At 70.7% G+C, this 19,490-nt stretch carries 16 protein-coding genes and 3 pseudogenes; 8 read left to right on the top strand and 11 right to left on the bottom strand.

Annotated features, from left to right (window positions below; all coding sequences use genetic code 11):
- Position 1: 1 nt before the first annotated feature.
- Positions 2-259 (top strand): annotated as a pseudogene (locus EJ357_RS49250) (pectinesterase family protein); the annotation flags it as partial.
- A pseudogene (locus tag EJ357_RS10825) lies at positions 234-449 on the top strand (right-handed parallel beta-helix repeat-containing protein); the annotation flags it as partial. The pseudogenes EJ357_RS49250 and EJ357_RS10825, both read left to right, overlap by 26 nt.
- Positions 450-460: 11 nt before the next feature.
- On the opposite strand, the gene EJ357_RS10820 reads toward EJ357_RS10825, so the two are convergent.
- Positions 461-2,659, bottom strand: a complete 2,199-nt coding sequence (locus EJ357_RS10820) for a family 43 glycosylhydrolase (protein WP_126390987.1) — start codon at positions 2,657-2,659, stop codon at positions 461-463.
- A gap of 204 nt (positions 2,660-2,863) precedes the next feature.
- Here EJ357_RS10820 and EJ357_RS10815 point away from each other — a divergent pair, with 204 nt between their 5' ends.
- On the top strand, positions 2,864-4,018 hold the full coding sequence (locus EJ357_RS10815) for a right-handed parallel beta-helix repeat-containing protein (RefSeq protein WP_126390985.1): 1,155 nt from the start codon (positions 2,864-2,866) through the stop codon (positions 4,016-4,018).
- Between the two features lie 345 nt (positions 4,019-4,363).
- Here the strand turns inward: EJ357_RS10815 and EJ357_RS10810 are convergent.
- From EJ357_RS10810 to EJ357_RS10800, 3 genes and pseudogenes are all read right to left on the bottom strand, one after another.
- Positions 4,364-5,026: pseudogene (locus EJ357_RS10810) on the bottom strand (pectate lyase); the annotation flags it as partial.
- A gap of 74 nt (positions 5,027-5,100) precedes the next feature.
- Complete coding sequence (locus tag EJ357_RS10805) at positions 5,101-5,955, bottom strand: hypothetical protein (RefSeq protein ID WP_126390981.1); 855 nt, start codon at positions 5,953-5,955, stop codon at positions 5,101-5,103.
- A complete protein-coding gene (locus EJ357_RS10800; RefSeq protein ID WP_126399348.1) occupies positions 5,952-6,521 on the bottom strand; it encodes a SigE family RNA polymerase sigma factor in 570 nt (189 codons plus the stop codon). The genes EJ357_RS10805 and EJ357_RS10800 overlap by 4 nt, the downstream gene beginning before the upstream one ends.
- A gap of 251 nt (positions 6,522-6,772) precedes the next feature.
- Between EJ357_RS10800 and EJ357_RS10795 the strand changes: the two genes are divergently transcribed.
- A complete protein-coding gene (locus EJ357_RS10795; protein ID WP_126390979.1) occupies positions 6,773-8,224 on the top strand; it encodes an NCS2 family permease in 1,452 nt (483 codons plus the stop codon).
- Positions 8,225-8,411: 187 nt separating this feature from the next.
- Here EJ357_RS10795 and EJ357_RS10790 read toward each other — a convergent pair whose 3' ends face one another.
- The 6 genes from EJ357_RS10790 to EJ357_RS10765 form a co-directional block, all read right to left on the bottom strand.
- Positions 8,412-9,857, bottom strand: a complete 1,446-nt coding sequence (locus EJ357_RS10790) for a peptidoglycan D,D-transpeptidase FtsI family protein (RefSeq protein ID WP_126390977.1) — start codon at positions 9,855-9,857, stop codon at positions 8,412-8,414.
- Positions 9,858-9,912: 55 nt separating this feature from the next.
- Positions 9,913-10,575, bottom strand: a complete 663-nt coding sequence (locus tag EJ357_RS10785) for a response regulator transcription factor (protein WP_126390975.1) — start codon at positions 10,573-10,575, stop codon at positions 9,913-9,915.
- Entirely contained in the window at positions 10,572-11,852 is a 1,281-nt protein-coding gene (locus EJ357_RS10780) for a sensor histidine kinase (protein WP_126390973.1), read from the bottom strand. The genes EJ357_RS10785 and EJ357_RS10780 overlap by 4 nt, the downstream gene beginning before the upstream one ends.
- Positions 11,849-12,856 carry a hypothetical protein gene (locus EJ357_RS10775; RefSeq protein ID WP_126390971.1) on the bottom strand — a complete coding sequence of 336 codons (1,008 nt, stop codon included), beginning with the start codon at positions 12,854-12,856 and terminating at the stop codon, positions 11,849-11,851. Before EJ357_RS10775 ends, EJ357_RS10780 begins: the two co-directional genes overlap by 4 nt.
- A 104-nt stretch (positions 12,857-12,960) precedes the next feature.
- Positions 12,961-13,431, bottom strand: a complete 471-nt coding sequence (locus EJ357_RS10770) for a GNAT family N-acetyltransferase (RefSeq protein WP_126390969.1) — start codon at positions 13,429-13,431, stop codon at positions 12,961-12,963.
- Positions 13,432-13,471: 40 nt separating this feature from the next.
- A complete protein-coding gene (locus EJ357_RS10765) occupies positions 13,472-14,245 on the bottom strand; it encodes an IclR family transcriptional regulator (protein WP_031477319.1) in 774 nt (257 codons plus the stop codon).
- A 131-nt stretch (positions 14,246-14,376) separates the two neighbouring features.
- On the opposite strand from EJ357_RS10765, the gene EJ357_RS10760 reads away from it, so the two are divergent.
- Both EJ357_RS10760 and EJ357_RS10755 read left to right on the top strand, forming a co-directional pair.
- Complete coding sequence (locus EJ357_RS10760; protein ID WP_126390967.1) at positions 14,377-15,906, top strand: aldehyde dehydrogenase (NADP(+)); 1,530 nt, start codon at positions 14,377-14,379, stop codon at positions 15,904-15,906.
- A gap of 46 nt (positions 15,907-15,952) precedes the next feature.
- A complete protein-coding gene (locus tag EJ357_RS10755; RefSeq protein ID WP_126390965.1) occupies positions 15,953-16,561 on the top strand; it encodes a DUF1349 domain-containing protein in 609 nt (202 codons plus the stop codon).
- Here the strand turns inward: EJ357_RS10755 and EJ357_RS10750 are convergent.
- The gene (locus EJ357_RS10750) at positions 16,521-17,909 is read right to left on the bottom strand and encodes an MFS transporter (protein ID WP_126390963.1); all 1,389 of its coding nucleotides are present in this window, start codon (positions 17,907-17,909) and stop codon (positions 16,521-16,523) included. The two genes, EJ357_RS10755 and EJ357_RS10750, sit on opposite strands and share 41 nt — an antisense overlap.
- 70 nt (positions 17,910-17,979) lie before the next feature.
- Between EJ357_RS10750 and EJ357_RS10745 the strand changes: the two genes are divergently transcribed.
- Both EJ357_RS10745 and EJ357_RS10740 read left to right on the top strand, forming a co-directional pair.
- On the top strand, positions 17,980-18,975 hold the full coding sequence (locus EJ357_RS10745) for a GlxA family transcriptional regulator (RefSeq protein ID WP_126390961.1): 996 nt from the start codon (positions 17,980-17,982) through the stop codon (positions 18,973-18,975).
- On the top strand, positions 18,972-19,475 hold the full coding sequence (locus EJ357_RS10740) for a GNAT family N-acetyltransferase (RefSeq protein ID WP_175647360.1): 504 nt from the start codon (positions 18,972-18,974) through the stop codon (positions 19,473-19,475). The genes EJ357_RS10745 and EJ357_RS10740 overlap by 4 nt, the downstream gene beginning before the upstream one ends.
- Positions 19,476-19,490: the final 15 nt, after the last annotated feature.

The following is a 19,490-nucleotide window of genomic DNA, read 5'->3' as shown; positions in this document are numbered from 1 at the left end:
GATGCGCAGGCGGACTCTCCTGGCAGGGATCGCCGTGATCTGCGGGGGACCGGTCGCCGTCGGGTCCCCCGCCTTCGCCGGTGGTGCCGGCCGCCGGGTGCTGCACGTCCGGCCCGGTGGCTCGGTGCAGGCGGCCGTCGACGCGGTGGACGGGCCCGGGTGGACGATCGTCGTGCATCCGGGGACGTACCGCGAGGTCGTCGAAGTCCCCGCCGACAAGGCCGAGTTGACGTGGCCCACGTCTGGCCGTGAGCAACGGCGGCGGCACGGTGAACAAGGGCTCCGCGGTGGTCTCTGCCGGCAACAACTGGGACTCCGGGACATCGACCCCTGCGTTCCGGTCGACGGACGCGTCGAGCACCTACAACGCCCGGCAGTCGAACGGCTCGCTGCCCGTGACCACGTTCCTGACCACGGGCAGCACGACCATCGGGGCGACGATGGACTGAGCGGGGCCGAGCTAGCTCCGCACGGGCCTGACGCCCTCCAGCGTCGGCACCACGGGCTTGATCGAACCGTCGGCCGCGAACTCCATGCGGTCGACGGTCGTCTCCCGGTGCATGCCGTCGCCGCCCGGCCTGCCGGGGCCGTTCAGGGCGAAGCGGTGGTAGACGATGTACCAGTCGTCCGTGCCGGGGGTGTTCACCACCGAGTGGTGGCCGGTGGCGAGGATGCCGTACTCGGGGCGCTTCTGCAGGATCGTGCCGCGCTTGGTCCACGGGCCGAGCGGGGACGGGCCGGTCGCGTACGCCACGTGGTAGTTCTCGCTGCGCGTGTCGTCCTCGGACCACATGAAGTAGTACGTGCCCTTCCGCTTGATCACGAAGGAGCCCTCGCGGAAGTCGTCGGGCGTGATGTCCCGCACCTTCGACGGGTCGAACGACACCATGTCGTCGTTGAGCGGGACGACATGGCCGTGACCATTGCCCCAGTACAGGTACGACGTCCCGTCGTCGTCCGTGTACACCGCCGGGTCGATCATCTGGCCGCTCCACGCCCCGCCCTTGGCGACCAGCGGCTTGCCGAGCGCGTCCTTGAAGGGGCCCGCCGGGGAGTCGGCCACCGCGACGCCGATCTGCTGCTCGGCGCAGAAGTAGAAGTAGTACTTGCCGTCGCGCTCGGCGATCGCCGGCGCCCAGGCGTACTTGTCGGCCCACGTCACGTCGGGGCCCAGGTCCAGGATGACGCCGTGGTCCTTCCAGCGGACCAGGTCCTTCGACGAGTACGCCTTGAACCTGGTCCCGCCCCAGCCCTGGAAGCCGTCGGTCGTCGGGTAAATCCAGTACTCGCCGTTCAGGTGGTGGACGTCCGGGTCGGCGTTGAGCCCGGGAAGCACGGGGCTTGCTGTCCGTACCGCCTCGACCGTCCAGGTGCGCTCGGTACCGTCCGCGGCCGTCACGGTGTACGTCTGCGGCTTGCGGAAGTCGCGCCGGGTGCCGGAGCGCGGGCTGACCGTCGCGCCCTCACCGGCCCACAGCTTCGGGGCCAGGCGGGCGAGGTCGGCCTCCGGCCGCATCGGCAGGACGACCTTCGAGGCGCTCTCGGTGACGATCGCGTACCCCTTCTGGTCCTTCGCCGTCGCGTCCACCACCGAGGCGGGGCTCGCGGGGTACGCGGACAGCAGCCGGTCGTACTCCGCCCGCGTCACCGGGATCACCGTGCCGTGCCGGGGACTTGCGGGGAGCTGGTAGTTCCGCGACGGTGTCCACCTGCCCGAGTCGAGATCGGTCGTCTCGAAGGGGACGTAGCCGCGGCCGCCGTACTCGTCGATGAACAGGTACCACTTCTCCTCGGTGTTCGACTTGAACACCGTCGGGCCCTCGCCCCGCTCCATCGCGCCGCTGCCGATGCAGTCCGCCACGAAGTCGTACGACGTGTCGGTCAGGCTCGTCGACTTCTCCGCGGTGATGAACTTCGAGCAGGGGCTGGAGGAGCTCGGGTCCCGCTCGTCCTTGGTGTAGCGGTAGTACGTGCCCCGGTGCCGCACGACCGTCGAGTCGATGACCGAGTAGCCGGGGTCGTCCCAGACCTTCGGCTCGCTGAAGGTGCGGAAGTCCTTCGTGGTCGCGTACAGCATCTTGTTGTACGTCGATCCGGTGTGGTCGGGGTCGTCGGCGGCGTAGAGCTTCGACGCCCAGAAGACGACGAACTCGCCGAGGGAGTCGTCCCAGTAGGCCTCCGGCGCCCAGGTGTTGCCCGCGTTGTCGGGCGAGACCTTCACCAGGCGCTGGTCGGTCCAGTGGACCAGGTCGGTGGACTCCCACACCATGATCGACTTGCTCCCGTGCCGCTGGACCTGGTCCCAACTGCCGCTGCTGTTGCGGTACATCCGCAGGTCGGTGGCGATCATGTAGAACCTGTCGCCCTCGGGGGAGCGGATCACGAACGGGTCGCGCAGGCCCTTCTCGCCGATCGTCGAGGACAGGACCGGCTTCCCGGCGTTCAGCTCACGCCAGTGCAGCGGGTCGTTGCCGCGGCTGAGGGCGTAGCGGATCTGCTCGCCGTCGGCGGTGCCCTCGCCGGTGAAGTAGGCGAAGAGATAGCCGGCGTACGGGGACTGCTGCACGGGTGGTGCTCCTGACTGGGCGGCGCTGGGCGGGGCGGTGAGGAGAGCGAGCAGTAGCGAGAGACAGGCGACTAGGAGGGTGCGTGGACGCATGTCACTCCTTGTGGGGGCGTGGGGGATTCTGTTGTTCGCTGTGCGCGCCCTCGGAGTGTTGCCAGCGGGAAACAGCACGTCAATCGGTGAGTGCGGGATGAGGAGCAGCGAAAGTTTCGGTCGATTTCGCTGAGGTGCGGCAACCTCCGCGGGGCGCGGCGACCACCGCAGGGCATCTCTCGTTCCCCAGGAAAGGAACGCCTCGTGCGTTTGAGCACCGGTCGCCACCGCAGGACCCGCACCCTCTCCATCGCCGCCGCGGTGGCCGTCTCCGCGGGGGCGGGCGGCGTCTGCCTCGGCCTGTCGAACGGCGGTGCCCAGGCCGCCTCGACGACGGTCACCGTGTCCGGTACCGCGCAGCTGGAGTCGGCGGTCAAGAACGCCGTCGCCGGTACGACCATCCAGGTGCGAGGCGGTACCTACCAGCCGGCCGCCACCCTCAAGTCCACGGCGAACGGCACGAGTTCGGCGCGGATCACGTTGCGGGCGTACGGTGGCGAGAAGGTGCGGATCGACGGCTCCAAGCTGCCCGACGGCTCCTGGCTGGCCGGGATCTACGGCGACTACTGGACCGTTCAGAACCTCACCTTCCAGAACTCCCCGGCCCAGGGCTTCGTCGCCACGTCGTCCGTGGGCGGCGTCTTCAAGAACCTGGTCACCGCGGACAACGGCGACTCCGGGTTCACGCTGCGCGGTGACGGCACGACCGGCAACCTCGTGCAGAACCTGGACAGTCACGGCAACTACGACCCGGCCGGGCACGGCCAGAACGCCGACGGCATCGCCGTCAAGTTCGGCTCCGGGACAGGGAACAAGATCACCGGGGCGCGCCTCTACAACAACTCGGACGACGGCATCGACCTCTGGCAGTTCTCCTCGCCGGTCACCATCGAGCACACCTGGGCCTTCGGCAACGGCGAGAACCGCTGGGGCGACTCCGCCTTCGAGGGCAACGGCAACGGGTTCAAGCTGGGCGGTGGGGGCGCCTCGGTGGCCCATGTGGTCAACAACAACGCGGCCTGGGACAACACGCTGCACGGCTTCACGGAGAACTCCAACACCGGGGCGATCGCCCTCAACCGCAACACCGCGTACTCCAACGCCGAGACCGGGTTCTACTTCGCCACCGGCAAGGCGCGCCTGGCCCGCAATCTCGCCGTGAGCAACAAGAAGAGGCTGTCCAGGCTGGGTTCGTCGGCCGTGTCGGCGGCGAACAACTGGGACAGCGGCGTGGCGACCCCGTCCTTCAGGTCGACGGACGCGGCGACTGCGTATGCCTCCCGGCGGGCGAGCGGGGCGTTGCCGGCGACGACCTTCCTGACGACGGGTTCCACCACCATCGGCTCGACGATGAACTAGGGTCTGTCGTTTGGATCAGGTCGGCTGAGAGAGACCGCGCCTCCTGGCCGCCCCGCGACGCCGGCATGATCCAAACGACAGGCCCTAGCCCTCGCCGCACGATCGAACGCCCCGCCTGTCGTCACAGGCGGGGCGTTCCTGTTGCCGGCCCGAGGGGGGCTCTGGCCGGCGCTGCTGACCGAGGGGGGCTCAGGCCAGCAGATCCATGGGGTCGGACGAGACGTCGTACTTCGTCTTGTCCGTCTGCCGTGCACTAATAGTGACGTTCAATGTGAACACGTGGTTGTGTCCCATGTGAGGGAACGTGTCGAGGGTTGTGTGCGAGCCGCAGGGGTGCGGACTCGCTCACTGGTACGAGATGTCCGACGGCGAGAACCTGCAGGCGGTCCCGTCCGGTCCGGTGCCGAGCTCCTTCGGCTCCTTGCCGCTGCTGTTGCCCTCGAAGCGGATGCAGGTCTTGATCTTCTTGCCGCTGTCGCCGTGGATGCGGACCTTGCGCAGGGCGGCCGTGTCGCCGTAGTTGGAGTTGATGCCGACGATCGACTTGCCGGGCGCGGTGACGTCCACGTCGTTGATGATGATCGTGCGCTTGTACTGCGTGGAGCAGTTGCCGCAGGAGCGCACCAGCTTGCCGAAGTTCTCCACCTGGAACTTGGAGACCACCAGCTTGCCCGCGCCGTTGAACTGCAGCACCTTGTCGTCGGCGTTCTTCGCGCCGCCGCCGTACACCGTGTACACGGCCGAGGACGACTTGCCCTTGAAGGTCGCCGCGTCCTCGCCGACGTCCAGCCACCACACGTTCCGCAGCGTGCAGGAGCCCTTGCAGTGGACGCCGTCCGCGGCCGGACTGCCGATGACGACGTTCTTCAGGACCGCGCCGTCGGCCAGCTCGAAGATCGGGTCCTGGCCCTCCTCCTGACCGCTGCCGCCCAGGTCGCCGGTGCCGTAGAACTTCGCCATCCTGCCGTCGTACGTGCCCGACACCGGGATCGTCCTCGAGACCCGCTTCCTTGCGTGGGGGATCGTTGCGACTCTTGGTCGCCCCCGGGTGAAGGAAGGGTTGCCGCGCGCTCGGGATTTTTTTACGAATCCCCTTCATCTGTGGCGGGGTTGTCGTCGTGGCCTGCGAAGTCGCCCGCCACGGACAGCTGTTCGCCGCCTGCCGAGGCCGTCATCGCATAGCTGTCGCCGCGCGCGTCCCGGCCGCCGCGCTCATGGTTGTACTGGCCCGCGAACACCCAGTCGCCCGCGCGGACCGTACGGCCCTCCTTGAGCACCCAGGTGTAGACGAGGAAGCCGTCCTTCTCCTCGACGGTGAGCGTGAAGTCGTCCTCCGGCAGCGAGCGCCAGGCGCCGGTCGAGGTGACCCCGCCGGTCTGGGCGACCTTCAACCGGACGGTGAGCGCGGTGAGTTGCTCGCTCGTCTTGAGGGTCAGGTTGCTCTGCGCCCAGAACTCGTTGCTGTGCGGGTCCACCGAGCCGTCCGACCGGAGCGGGCCGTCCTCCTCGCCCTTGGCGGCGGGCGGCTCGGCCGTGGCGGTCGGCCGCGTCGGCTCCTTCGTCGTCTCGCGGGACTCCGGGGTGTCCTCCGGCGTCGGGTCGGCCGGCGGGACCGGGGCGCGGCTCGTCGCGTCCGGCGACGGGGTGGGCGTCGGCGACGTGGCCACCGTCTGCTGCGGGGTGTCGTCCTTCACCGCGGATGCCACCGCGTAGCCGCCGACCGCGAGGACGCCGGCCACCGCGGCCGTCGCGGTCACGACCCGGAACCAGCCGTACACCGGCGGACGGGTCGCCCGGTGGTCGCCGCGGGCCTGCCCGGCGGGATCCGCCATGCCCCGCTCGACGCGGGCCAGGATCCGCTCGCGATTGGGCTCGTGCGCCTCGGCCGCCTCGTGCAGCCGGGCGCGCAGTTCGTCGTGCACGTCCCGCCGCATCATCGGTTCCTTCCTCCGGCGTTCGAGGTGCGGGCCATCGCGGCCGCGTGCACCTTGAGCGGAGCCCCCTGGGTGCCGAGCAGCCGTTGCAGCTCGGCCATCCCCTTCGAGGTCTGGCTCTTCACCGTACCGACCGAGACGCCCAGGGCGAGCGCGGTGTCCTTCTCCGAGAGGTCGAAGGCGTGCCGCAGCACCACACAGGCGCGTTTGCGGAACGGAAGTCTACGCAACGCCTCCTGGACGTCGACGACGCCCGCCACGTCCGGGTTCTCGATCTTCTCCTCGCGCTGCGACCAGAACAGCGCGATACGCCGCCGCTCCCGGACCGCGCTGCGGATCCTGGTACGGGCCAGGTTGGCCACGACCCCGCGCGCGTACGCCACCGGATGGTCTGCCGCGCGCACCCGGTCCCAGCGGTGCCACAGTGCCAGCAACGCGTCCGCCGCCAGATCGTCGGCGGCGTCCGCGTCGCCCGTCAGCAGATGGGCCAGGCGTGACAGTTCGGCATAGTGACGGTCGAAGAAGGCGTGGAACTCCACGGAGGCGGCGTCGTCGACGACCGTGCCCACGGGCAACCCCTCCTGCCTGAACGTGCGCGTCATGTGAATGACATGTGATCGTCCGGAGATCATCCGGGCGAGATGCGGAAGCGTAGCAGCGATCGCGCGCCCGGTTCGTACGAGGCTTCGAACGGCGTATGGCAGGCCGTACGGTGAGCAGCCCAATTCCGTAACACGGGGAAAACCTGAAACGAGTTCAACGCGGGAACAATCCAGCCAGCATCCGCACACGATCAGCCAGGCAACAAGGAGCGAGAGCCATGTCCGAATCCCAGAAGGTGGCCGACCGGCCAAGTGCCACGCCACCGGGCGTGAACAGCGTCGACCGGTTCTTCAAGATCTCCGAACGGGGATCCACCTTCGCCCGTGAGATACGCGGCGGCTTCGCCACGTTCTTCACGATGGCCTACATCCTTGTCCTGAACCCCATCATCCTCGGCAGCGCGAAGGACAAGTTCGGCCACCAGTTGGATGCCGTCCAACTCACCACCGCCACCGCCCTGGTGGCCGCGGTCATGACGATCATCATGGGTGTCGGCGGCAACCTCCCGCTCGCGCTCGCCGCCGGCCTCGGCCTGAACGCCGTCGTCGCCTTCCAGATCGCCCCGCTGATGTCCTGGGACGACGCGATGGGCCTGGTCGTCCTCGAAGGCCTGCTGATCTGCGTGCTCGTCGTCACCGGGCTGCGCGAGGCCGTCATGCACGCCATCCCGCAGCCGCTCAAGCAGGCGATCAGTGTCGGCATCGGCCTGTTCATCGCCTTCATCGGCTTTGTCGACGCCGGGTTCGTCAGCCGGATCCCGGACGCCGCGAACACCACCGTGCCGGTTCAGCTGGGCGGCACCGGTCAGCTCTCCGGGTGGCCGATCCTCGTGTTCTGCCTCGGAGTTCTGCTGACGATCGGTCTGCTCGCCCGCAAGGTCAAGGGCGCGATCCTGATCAGCATCGTCACGATGACGGTCGTCGCCTTGATCATCAACTCGGTCGCCGACATCAAGGCCTGGGGTCTGACCACGCCCGCGTGGCCGGACAAGGTGGTCGACACCCCGGATTTCGGACTCATCGGCGACTTCAGCCTGTTCGGCGCGTTCGGCGAGACCACCGCCATCACCGTCGTCCTGCTCGTCTTCACGCTGGTCCTGTCCGACTTCTTCGACACCATGGGCACGGTCGTCGGCATCAGCGCCGAGGCCGGTCTCCTCGACGAGCGGGGCAAGGTGCCCAACCTCGGCCGGGTGCTGCTGATCGACGGTGCGGCGGCGGCCGCCGGCGGTGCGGCGTCCTCCTCCTCCGCGACCTCCTACATCGAGTCGGCGGCGGGCGTCGGAGAGGGCGCGCGTACGGGCTTCTCCAACCTGATCACCGGCGGTCTGTTCGGACTTGCCCTGTTCCTGACGCCGCTGCTCACCATCGTCCCGCTCCAGGCGGCCGCGCCCGCGCTCGTCGCCGTCGGGTTCCTGATGATGACGCAGGTCAAGCACATCGACTGGGACAAGTACGAGATCGCCATCCCGGCGTTCCTGACCATCGCGGTGATGCCGTTCACGTACTCGATAACCAATGGCATCGGGGCCGGGTTCGTCGCCTACGTCGTCATCAAGGCGGTGCTCGGGAAGGCCAAGGAGATCCACTGGCTCATGTGGGGGACCTCGGTGCTGTTCCTGGTGTACTTCGCCATCAACCCGATCGAGCAGGTTCTGGGTGTGAAGTGAGCTAGGGCCTGTCGTTTGGATCAGGTCGGCTGAGAGAGACTGCGCCTCTCGGCCGACCCGAGCGGGGCGTGGTGCGTGCAGCTGCAAGGCGGAGGAGGGCGGCGACGCGGAGCGTCGACAACCGACGACAACGCGGCAGATGCGCGTGCCACGCCCCGCGACGCCGGCATGATCCAAACGACAGGCCCTAGCCCTTCAGTGCCGCCTCCATGACCTTCCTGGCCACGGGGGCGGCCAGCCCGTTGCCGCTGACCTCCGACCGAGCCGCGTCCGACTGCTCCACGACCACCGCCACGGCGACCTCCTTGCCGTCGGCCTTCCCGTACGACGTGAACCAGGCGTACGGCGTCTTGCTGTTCTTCTCGCCGTGCTGGGCCGTGCCCGTCTTGCCGCCCACGGTCGCGCCCGAGATCTGCGCGTTCGTGCCCGTGCCCTCCTCGACGACCGTCTGCATCGCGGACTGGAGCTGCTCGGCCGTGTCGGAGCTGACGATCTCCTCGGTCCCGGCGCGGTCGTCGTAGTTCTCCAGCACATCCCCACCGCTGTCGGTGATCTTCGACACCATGTGCGGTGAGACCAGCTTGCCGCCGTTGGCTATGGCGGCGGACACCATGGCCATCTGCAGCGGGGTGGCGGTCACGTCGAACTGGCCGATGCCCGACAGGGCCGTCTGCGCCTTGTCCATGTCGGAGGGGTACACGCTGGTGTACGCCCGCACCGGCACGTCCTGCTCCTCGTCGTTGAAGCCGAACTTCTCGGCCATCGCCCTGACCTTGTCCTGGCCCAGGTCGACGGCCATCTTCCCGAAGACGTTGTTGCAGGAGTACTGCAGGGCCACCCGGATCGAGGCGTTCTCGCAGGGTGCGGACGGGTTCTCGTTCGTCAGGTCGCTGCTCGACTGGGGCAGCGGGTACGGGTCCGGGCTGACCGTCTTGTCGTCCACCGACGAGTACAGCCCGTCCTCCAGCGCGGCCGCCGCGACGACCAGCTTGAACGTCGAACCCGGCGGCAGCGGCTGGCGCAGCGCGCGGTTCGTCATCGGTTTGTCGGCGTCCTTGGTCAGCTGCTTCCAGGCGTCCGAGTCGCCCGTGGTGATCCGCGACGGGTCGTACGACGGAGTGGAGACGACTGCCAGGATCTTCCCGGTGGCGGGGTCGATCGCCACGGCGGCGCCCTTGTTGTCGCCGAGCGCGTCGTACGCGGCCTTCTGCACGTCCGGGTCGATCGTCGTGATCACATTGCCGGGGTCGGACCGCTTGTTGGTGACCGTGTCCAGCACGCTCTTGAGCCGGGTGTCGGTTCCGTCGAGCAGATCCTGGTAGACGCCCTCCAGCTGGGTGGCACCGTACGCCTGCGAGCTGTACCCGGTGACCGCCGCGTACAGCGAGCCGTCGGTGTACGTCCGCTTGTACGCGAGGTCGCCGCTCATCGTCCGCGTCGAGCCGGTGACCGCCTCGCCGCCCACGACGATGTTGCCGAGCGGCTCGCTGTACAGCGCGATCGTGTTCCGCCGGTTGTGCTTGCCGTCCGCGAGTGCCTGGCCTTCGTAGAACTGCACCCAGGTCGCCCTGACCAGCAGAGCGAACACCAGCAGCAGTGTGAAGACGGACACCCGCCTGATCGTCTTGTTCATCCCACTCGAGAGGACGAGCGGGATGGGCGCAATCGTTCCCTTGCGCCCCGTTTTCTCATCTGGCGTTCATGAAGCCCGCCTCGTACGCGGCGATCACGGCCTGCGTGCGGTCCCTGGTCCCGGTCTTCGCCAGGACCGCCGCCACGTGCGACTTCACGGTGGCCGGACCGACCTCCATCCGCCGCGCGATCTCCGCGTTGGTCAGGCCCTGAGCCATCAGCCGCAGCACATCGCTCTCGCGGCCGGTGAGCCGTGCCACCCAGGGCGCCGGCGCGGGGCACGCGCGCGCGTGCTCGGCCGCGAGGCTGCGTACGGCCGACGGGAACAGCAGGGTGTCGGTGTGCGAGACCAGCCGTACGGCCTGGACGAGCGCGTCGGCCTCCGCCCGCTTCAGCAGGAACCCGGCGGCTCCGGCGCGCAGGGCGTCGTACACGTAGGAGTCGTTCTCGAAGGTCGTGACGACGACGATCCGGGGCGGGTCGGTGAGCGTGGCGAGGATCTGCTCGGTGGCCCGGATGCCGTCGATCTCGGGCATGCGGACGTCCATGAGGACCACGTCGGGCCGCCGCTCGCGCACCACGGACACGGCCTCGGCGCCGGTCGCCGCCTCGCCGACCACCTCCAGGTCCGGCTCGGCGGAGAGGATGGCGCGCAGGGCGGTGCGGACCATGCGCTCGTCGTCGGCGAGGACGATCCGGACGGTCGGGCGGGGCGTCATGCGGGTCCTTTCACAGGCAGGTCTTCGGGCCCTGTCATGGGCAGTCGTACGTGCAGCCGCCACGTCCCCCGTGCGGCGCCGGCTTCCGTCGTCCCGCCCAGCAGCCGCGTCCGGTCGGCGATGCCGCGCAGCCCGTGGCCGCCGCCGGGGCGGCACTCGCGGGCGGTGGCGACCGGATTCTCGACGGTGATGCGCAGGTGCCCGTCGGCCACCTCGATCCACAGCCGCACGGTCACCCCCTCACCGGCGTGCTTGAGGGCGTTGCTCAGTCCCTCCTGCACGATCCGATAGGCCTCGCGGGACAGGACGGGCGGCAGGGCCTCGGCGTCGGCGGCGAGCGTGGCCGTCACCCGCAGCCCGCCCGCGCGCGTGCGGCGCAGGAGGCCGTCGAGATCGGCGGCGAGGGTGGGCGCCGGGGCCGTACCGGGAGTGTCGCCGTCCCTCAACACGCCCAGGACGGCGTCGAGTTCGCCGACCGTGCGCCGGGTCGTGTCCTCGATCGCGGCGAGGGCCTCGCGGACGAACTCCGGGTCGCTGTCCAGGACCCGGCGGGCCGCGCTCGCCTGGAGGGTGACGGCGCTGAGGGCGTGGCCCACGGAGTCGTGCAGCTCGCGCGCGAGCCGGTTGCGCACGGCGAGGTCGGCGGCGCGCGCCTCGACCGCCGCGAGCCGGTCCTCGGGCGTGGGCCCCAGCAGCGCGGGCGCCCAGCGGGCGAGCAGCGAACCGCAGACGGCCGCACACCCGGCGAGCGCCACCATGGTCGCCACGCCCGCGACCGGCGCGAGCACCAGCACCCAGGTGTGGTCGAGGGCATCGGGCAGCTCGACCAGCTCCTCGCCGCCCAGCCACACGAGCAGCGGCAGTGCGGCCAGGAACCCGGCGAACGGCGGCACCGCCAGCGACATCCCGGCGATGATCCCGCCGAACCCGAGATGCAGCGTGAACCAGGCCGCCGCACGCCCCTTGGCCGTCCGCGTCCGGGCCGGCCCGTAGGCGAGCAGGCCCGCCTCCACCCCGCACAGCGACCGCACCGCCCCCGCCTCCAGGGGCCGGGTCAGCGGGAACAGCACGGCGGTGATCGTGGCGAGGGGCAACCCGACGGCGAAGGAGAGCAGTTGCAGGGGCAGGTCGTTGAAGACGTACCGGGAGTCGGTGGCGGGACCGACGACGAGCTGGCCGACGAAGACGTACGGCATGGCGAGCGCGCCGCCGAGGATCAGATGGATCCAGCGCCGGCGTGCCCGCCGCCCGAACAGGAACCGGGACAGTTCCGTCACGTCGTACGACGTTTCCGGCTCGCGGAGCGCTCGGCGAGGAAGTGGACGCCGAGGCAGGCGACGAGGATGCCGACCATCATCTGGCCAGCGTAGGCGAGGTTCATCAGCGGCGTGGCCCCGCCGCCCACGTCGGTGAGCGGGGCCAGCGACAGCCAGCCCGCCCAGCAGACCAGGGCCGCCGAACCGACCCAGGCGAGAGCGAGCGGCAGCCTCACGGGCAGGGCCCGGCCGCGCCGGAACGCGAGGAGCAGACCGCCGGTGACGGCCAGGGCCAGGAACACGGCGGACAGGGCCTCCATGACATGGGAGCCGCTGGTCCGGTCGGCGGCCTGGCTCTCGTCGAGCCCGACGGTGCCGCCGCACGCCCACACCAGGTGGGCGGCCAGGGGCGGCAGCGCCAGGACGGCGGCCGCGACGGCCACCGCCCGCTGCGCCGCCCCGATGACACCGACCGGAAGCTCCCACACCCGCCCCTCCCACAGCCGGCCCCAGCGGTCACGGGCGTACAGCACGAAGAGGGCGCCGAGGGTGAGCCCTTGCACGATGAACCCGGTGTAGACGACGCCGAAGACCCAGGCGTCCAGGAACGGTTCACCGCCGCCGACGGGGGTGTCCGCCGTTCCGCCGAGCGCGTCGACGGCGAGCTGGAGCGGAAACCCGGCCATGATCGGCGCGAGCAGCCCGGTGGCCACCCACGCGGGGAGGGCCAGCAGCCACGCGGGCACCCGCAGCCCCCACGGCCGGGTCAGCACCAGCGCGAGCACGATCACGCCCGCGTCCATGAGCACGGTGACGCTGTTGGCGACAGCAATGCTCGCCCGGTGCTCCAGAAGGGAACTGCCGTCCGGGATCCCCACCCGACTCCCCGCGATCCAGGCGACCTTGAGCGAGAGATACGGCACGCAGGAGACGATGGCGACGGCCCGCAGGGCGCGACGGGCCCGGCTGAGACCGACCGCGCGCTGTTGCGCGGTCTCAGGGGCGGGAGCGAGTGTCTGCGTCATACGGCCACGCTCTCGCGAGGGCCCGGGCAGGCACCTCCTGCCCGGTGACGATCCGTCTCCGCCGCACGGGGGAGAGGCCCTCAGCCCTCCCGTCGGCCCCCGGGTCAGTCCTCCAGATGGAGCACGAACTCCTCGATCTCCTCGCCCCGTGCGTTCGCGAAGCCCCGGGCCCGGGCGGTCACCCGGAACCCGCACTTCGCCAGCACCCGCAGCGAGCCCTCGTTGTCCGCCGCGGCCCGTGCGTACAGCGGGCGCTCGGGGACCTCGGCGAGCAGTCCGCGCAGCGCGGCCGTGGCGACACCGCGTCCCCAGTAGGCGCGGTCGACCCAGTAGGTCACCTCCCGCTCGCCCGGTTCCCCGTAGACGGCCGCGCTGCCCACCACGTCACCGTCGGCCAGGATCGTGCGCAGGACGTCCGGCGAGGACCGGATCCGCTTCCAGTGCGCGTCGAAGGCGTCCCGGTCGGCCGGGTCCTTGGGGGTGAAGGCCGCCATACGCAGGGCCTCCGGGTCGTTCATCTGTCGGTAGAAGACGGGCAGGTCGCTGTCGTGAACCTCGCGGAGTTCAACATCCATGGAGCCAGAGCCTATGAAAGAGCCGGCGCGTATGACGAAGTCAGAGTCGGCGAGTGGCCAGCGTCAGTCTGTCGCGCGCGTCGAACAGCGCGTCCTTCACCATCTGCTCGTGGGCCGGAGTAAGCCGGGCGACCGGCACCGAGCAGCTGATGGCGTCCCTGGCCGGCGTGCGGTACGGGATCGCGACGCCGAAGCAGCGCAGGCCGAGGGTGTTCTCCTCGCGGTCGACGGCGAAGCCCTGTTCGCGGACCTGGTGGAGCTCCTCGATGAGCTTCTCGCGGTCGGTGATCGTGTTCTCGGTCAGGGCGGGGAGCGTCTCCGGGAGCATCTTGCGGACCTGTTCGTCCGAGTAGGTGCTCAGCAGCGCCTTGCCGAGGGAGGTCGAGTGGGCCGGGAGCCGGCGGCCGACCCGGGTGAAGGGGCGCAGGTAGTGCTGGGACTGGCGGGTGGCCAGGTAGACGACGTTCGTGCCGTCCAGACGGGCCAGGTGGATGGTCTCCGTCGTGTCGTCGGACAGGCGGTCCAGCGTCGGGCGGGCCGCCGCGACCACCTCGTCGCCGTCGATGTAGGAGGTGCCGACCAGCAGCGCCCGTACGCCGATGCCGTACCGCGTGCCCGTCGCGTCCGTCTCCACCCAGCCCAGTTCGACGAGGGTGCGCAGCAACATGTACAGGCTGGACTTGGGGTAGCCGACGGCTTCCTGGACCGACGCGAGCGAGTGCATACCGGGGCGTCCGGCGAAGTATTCGAGCAGCTCAACCGTCCGTACCGCGGACTTGACCTGCGCCCCGCCGCCCGTCTCGCCAGCCGACATCGCCCTTGACCCCTTCGTCCGACCGGAAATAGTCTCCGACAGCATATTCATCATCAGAGACAGCGTTCAGTATATCGAACGACCCTGGTGGATGACCCCGTACTGCGGCAATACATGTGGAGGGACCCGCGGTGGCAGCAGCACCAGTCTGGAGTGTCGACCCCCGTACCGGGAAGCAGCGTGAACAGGTTGCGGTGGAGGCCACAGCCCAGGAGGTGGACGCCGCCGTCCGCGCCGCGCACGAGGCGCGCGGTTCGCTCGCCGACCGCACGGTCCGCTCGGCCTTCCTGCGCACCGCCGCCGACCGGCTCCAGGCCGCCAAGGACCAGCTCGTCGAGGCCGCCGACGCCGAGACCGCGCTCGGCCCGGTCCGCCTCACCGGTGAACTCGCCCGCACCTGCTTCCAGCTGAGGGCGTTCGCGGACATCGTCGACGAGGGCGCCTTCCTGGACGTCGTCATCAACCACCCCGACGACACCGCCACCCCGCCGATCCCGGACCTGCGCCGCTACAAGGTGCCGCTCGGCGTCGTCGCCGTCTACTCGGCGTCCAACTTCCCCTTCGCCTTCTCCGTCGCCGGCGGCGACACCGCGAGCGCGCTCGGCGCGGGCTGCCCCGTCGTCGTCAAGGCCCACCCCGACCACCCGGCGCTGTCCGAGCTGGTCGCCAAGGTGCTGCGGACGGCCGCCGCCGAGCACGGCATCCCCGCGGGCGTCGTGGGGCTCGTGCACGGCTTCGAGGCCGGCGTCGAGCTGATCAAGCACCCGCTGGTCGCCGCCGCGGGCTTCACCGGTTCGGTCCGGGGCGGCCGGGCCCTCTTCGACGCGGCCGCCGCGCGGCCGGTGCCGATCCCCTTCCACGGCGAGCTGGGCTCGCTGAACCCCGTCGTGATCACCGAGGCCGCGGCCGCCGAGCGCGCGGAGGCCATCGGCAGCGGCCTGGCCGGTTCGATGACGCTGGGCGTCGGGCAGTTCTGTGTGAAGCCCGGGCTCGTGCTCGCGCCGAGCGGTGCGGCCGGTGACCGGCTGATCAAGTCGCTCACGGACGCCGTCAGCGACACCGACGCGGGCGTTCTCCTGGACCACCGCATGCGGGACAACTTCGTCGCCGGTGTCGCCGAGCGTGCCGAACTCCCCGACGTGGACTCGCCGGTGACCCCGGGTGCGGGCGGCGAGCACACCGTGAGCGCGGGCTTCCTCACGGTGGCCGCGGAGAAGCTGACCAGCGAGGGGGCGTACGACCTGCTGCTGGAGGAGTGCTTCGGCCCGGTGACGGTGGTGGCCCGCTACGACGACGACGCGCAGGCGCAGGCCGTGCTGTCCCGGCTGCCCGGCAACCTCACTGCGACGGTTCATCTGTCGGCCGAGGAGGCGGCCGGTGAGGGCCGGGGCGCGGAGATCCTCGCCGAGCTGACGCCGCTGGCCGGTCGTGTGCTGGTGAACGGGTGGCCCACGGGTGTCGCCGTGGCGCCGGCCCAGCACCACGGTGGGCCGTACCCGGCGACGACCTCGACGTCGACGTCGGTGGGCGGGACGGCGATCGAACGCTGGATGAGGCCGGTCGCCTATCAGGGCGCCCCCGAGGCCCTGCTGCCGCCCGAGCTGCGGGACGACAACCCGCTGGGGCTGCCGCGTCGCTTCAACGGTCTCCTCGAACGCTGAACGATTTAGGACCACATGGCGGAGGGGAAACTGTAAGACTCAGGGGATGGACGTGGAACTTCCTGAACTGCCCTTTCCCCTCCGCACCTACGGCCCCGACGGCCACTGGTCCTACGAGGACGGCATCCTCTCCGGATGGGCCGGCCCCCGTCAGGACCGTTTCGTGCCGCCCACCGACGAGGGTCTCGACCCCGCCTCCGACGCGCCGCGGCTGCTCGGGTCTCCCGAGGGCGACTTCCAGCTGATCGCCCGGGTCACCGTCGGCTTCGCCGCGGCCTTCGACGCCGGGGTGCTCTACGTCCATGTCGGGGAGCGGGCCTGGGCCAAGCTGTGCCTGGAGTACTCGCCGGACGTGCCGACCGTGTGCACGGTGGTCACGCGGGGGCACTCCGACGACGCCAACTCCTTCACCGTGGAGGGCAGTTCGGTCTGGCTGCGGGTGAGCCGGACCGGGCGGGCCTTCGCCTTCCACGCCTCCCGGGACGGTGAGCGCTGGACCTTCGTCCGGCTGTTCACGCTGGGGGAGGAGAAGGAGGCGGACGCCGCCCTGGTCGGCTTCATGACGCAGTCGCCCATGGGGGAGGGGTGCGTCGTGACCTACGACCACCTGGAGTTCAGGCCGCACTGGCCGAAGGACCTGCGAGACGGAAGCTGAGCGCGAACGTCACCGTGAGCAGGGCCGCGCTGATGACCAGGCTCAGCCGCATCCCCCCGACGAACCCGTCGGAGACCAGCGCCCCGAAGGCGGCGATGCCCAGACCGCCGGCCACCTGGCGGGCCGCGTTGAGCACACCGGCCGCCAGGCCCGCGCGTTCGGCGGGCACGGCGTCCATCATGGCCGCGGTGAGCGGCGGCACCGTCAGCGCGCAGCCCAGGGCCATGGGGACGAGGAGCACGGCCACCAGGGACGAGGGCGTGCCGGCGTCGACGTAGAGCAGCAGGAGCAGGCCCACGACCGCCAGGGCCTGTCCCAGCAGCATGGGCAGCCGGGGGCCGTACCGGCCGGCGAGCTTGCCCGCCACGACGTTCGTCGCCGCGATCAGCCCGGTCATCGGCAGGAAGAGCAGCCCGGCATGCAGTGCCGAACGGCCCTGCACCTGCTGGAAGAAGAGCGAGAAGACGAACACGAGGCTGTAGAAGGCGACGCTGACCGCCGCTCCGGCCGCGACCGTGGCGGTCACCGTCCGGTTGCGGAACAGGTCGAGGGGGACGACCGGATGCGGCCCGCGCGCCTCGATCCGCAGGAACGCCACGGCCGCGACGACGGCCACCGCCAGCGCCGCCCAGCCCGCCGTCCCGCCTTCGATCACCGCGAACGCCAGGGCCGTGAGCGCCACCACCGCGGTCACCTGGCCCGGCACATCCAGGGGCGCCGGACGGCGCTGCGAGCGCGGTGCCCGGGTCAGCAGGGCCAGGATCGCCAGGCCTATGGGCACGTTGACGAAGAAGATCCCCCGCCAGTCCCAGGCCGTGGTCAGCGCGCCGCCCGCCACCGGACCGAGCGCCACCGCGGCCGAGCCGCCCGCCGCCCACAGGGCCACCGCGCGGGCCCGCCGGACCGGATCGGTGTACGCCTGGCGCACCAGGGCGAGGGACGCCGGCAGCACGGCGGCCGCCGCCACGCCCTGCAGCACCCGGGCACCGATCAGCGTCGGCAGGTTCGGTGCCAGACCGCAGGCCACCGAGGCGAGCGTGAACACGACGGTGCCGAGCGCGTAGGCGCGGCTCGCGCCCGCCCGGTCCGCGAACGCCCCGGTGGACAGCATCAGTGAGGCGAAGGCGAGCGTGTAGGCGTCCACCACCCACTGCAGGCCGGACATGCCGCTGTCCAGGGAGGAGCCGATCGCGGGCAGCGCCACGTTCACCACGGAGGCGTCGAGGCAGATCAGCGCGAATCCGAGGAGGGCGGCGGTCAGGGTGAGCGCGGGGGAGGGCCTCTTGAGCCCCAACTCGCGCTCGGGGTCGGCGAGTTCGTCCGCCTGGAGGGTCGGGTTCGTTGACATGACTCCATGCTGCGGATCTCCGACGCCGTACAGTAGTGGCCGGAATGCCATGCACCCGGAGGTTCTGGCCATGCCCCAGCCGATCGCGCCGCACCGCATCGCCGTCATCGCGCCCTCGCCCGTGTCGATGTTCAACCTCGCCATCCCGGAGATGCTCTTCGGCAAGGTCGTCAGCGACGGGCGGCCGGGGTACGAGGTGGTCGTGTGCGCGGCCGAGCCGGGGCCCGTGCCCACCTCCGGAGGCCTCGACCTGTACGTACGGCACGGGCTCGACGCCGTGCGGGACGCCGACACGGTGATCGTGGCGGGCACCGGGGCGCCGTACGAGCCGGAGGCGCGGATCGTGGCCGCCGTGAAGGAAGCGGCCGACGCCGGCAAGCGCATCGCCTCACTGTGCACCGGCGCGTTCCAACTGGCCGAGGCGGGCCTGCTCCAGGGCCGCAAGGCCACCACCTACTGGGCGCACGCCGCGGAACTGCGCAGGCGGTACCCGCAGATCGACCTGTGCGGGGACGTGCTGTACGTGCAGGACGGCCCGTATCTGACCGCGTCCGGCTATGCCGCCGGCATCGACCTGTGCCTGCACGTCATCCGCACCGACTACGGCGCCGCCGTCGCCAACGAGGTCGCCCGAGGTGCCCTCGTCGCGCCCGTACGGCCCGGCGGGCAGACCCAGTTCACCCAGACCCCGCTGCCGCCCGAGCGCGGCATCGCCTGCGCCGACACCCGCGGCTGGGCCATGCGCAACCTGGACAAGCCGCTCACCCTCACCGACCTGGCCCGCCACGCCGGCGTCAGCGTGCGCACCCTGACCCGCCGCTTCCACGCCGAAAGCGGGGTGAGCCCGCTGCAGTGGCTGCTCCATCAGCGCATCGAACGCGCCAAGGAACTGCTGGAGACGACCGCTCTGCCCATGGACCAGGTGGCCCGCGCCTGCGGCCTGGGCACGGCCGACTCGCTGCGGGGGCATCTGGTCCGCCGTACGGGGCTGACGCCGAGCGCCTACCGGGCGCAGTTCACCCGGCTCGGAACCGGGGCGGCCGAGGTCACGTCCTCCGTTGCATGATCAGTGACCGATTGACCGCAGGCCGAGTGATTCGCACCGTTCTGTCCGCCGAGGTCGAGGACATCGTCGCGCTGCACGCGCGGGCCCGGGCGACGTACTACCCCGACGGGATTCCGCAGGACGGCACGGACTGGGTCGCCGTCTGGCGGAGTGCCGTCGAGCGGCCGGACGGGCATGTGCTGTGCGTCGTCGAGGAGGGCCGCATCATCGGCCTGGCCTCCTTCCGCACCCCGGAGGGCGCACCGGCGGACACGGTCAAGCTGTTCCAGTTCCATGTGGACCCCGACCGCTGGCGCTCGGGCGTGGGCAGCGCCCTGCACGCGGCCTGCGTCGAGGAGTGGGAGGCCGACGGCAGGCGGACGGCCGTCCTCGACGTGCACGTCGACAACCGGCGCGCCCAGGCCTTCTACGCCCGCCAGGGCTGGGTCCCGGACCCGGAGAACCCACCCGCCGAGGACGACCACCACCTGAACCTGCGTTTCTCCGTGACCGGGACATGAGCCCGCGGCGGGAGA

Source organism: Streptomyces cyaneochromogenes (assembly GCF_003963535.1).
Taxonomy (GTDB): Bacteria; Actinomycetota; Actinomycetes; order Streptomycetales; family Streptomycetaceae; genus Streptomyces; species Streptomyces shaanxiensis.
This window is presented reverse-complemented; position numbering and strand designations above follow the sequence as displayed.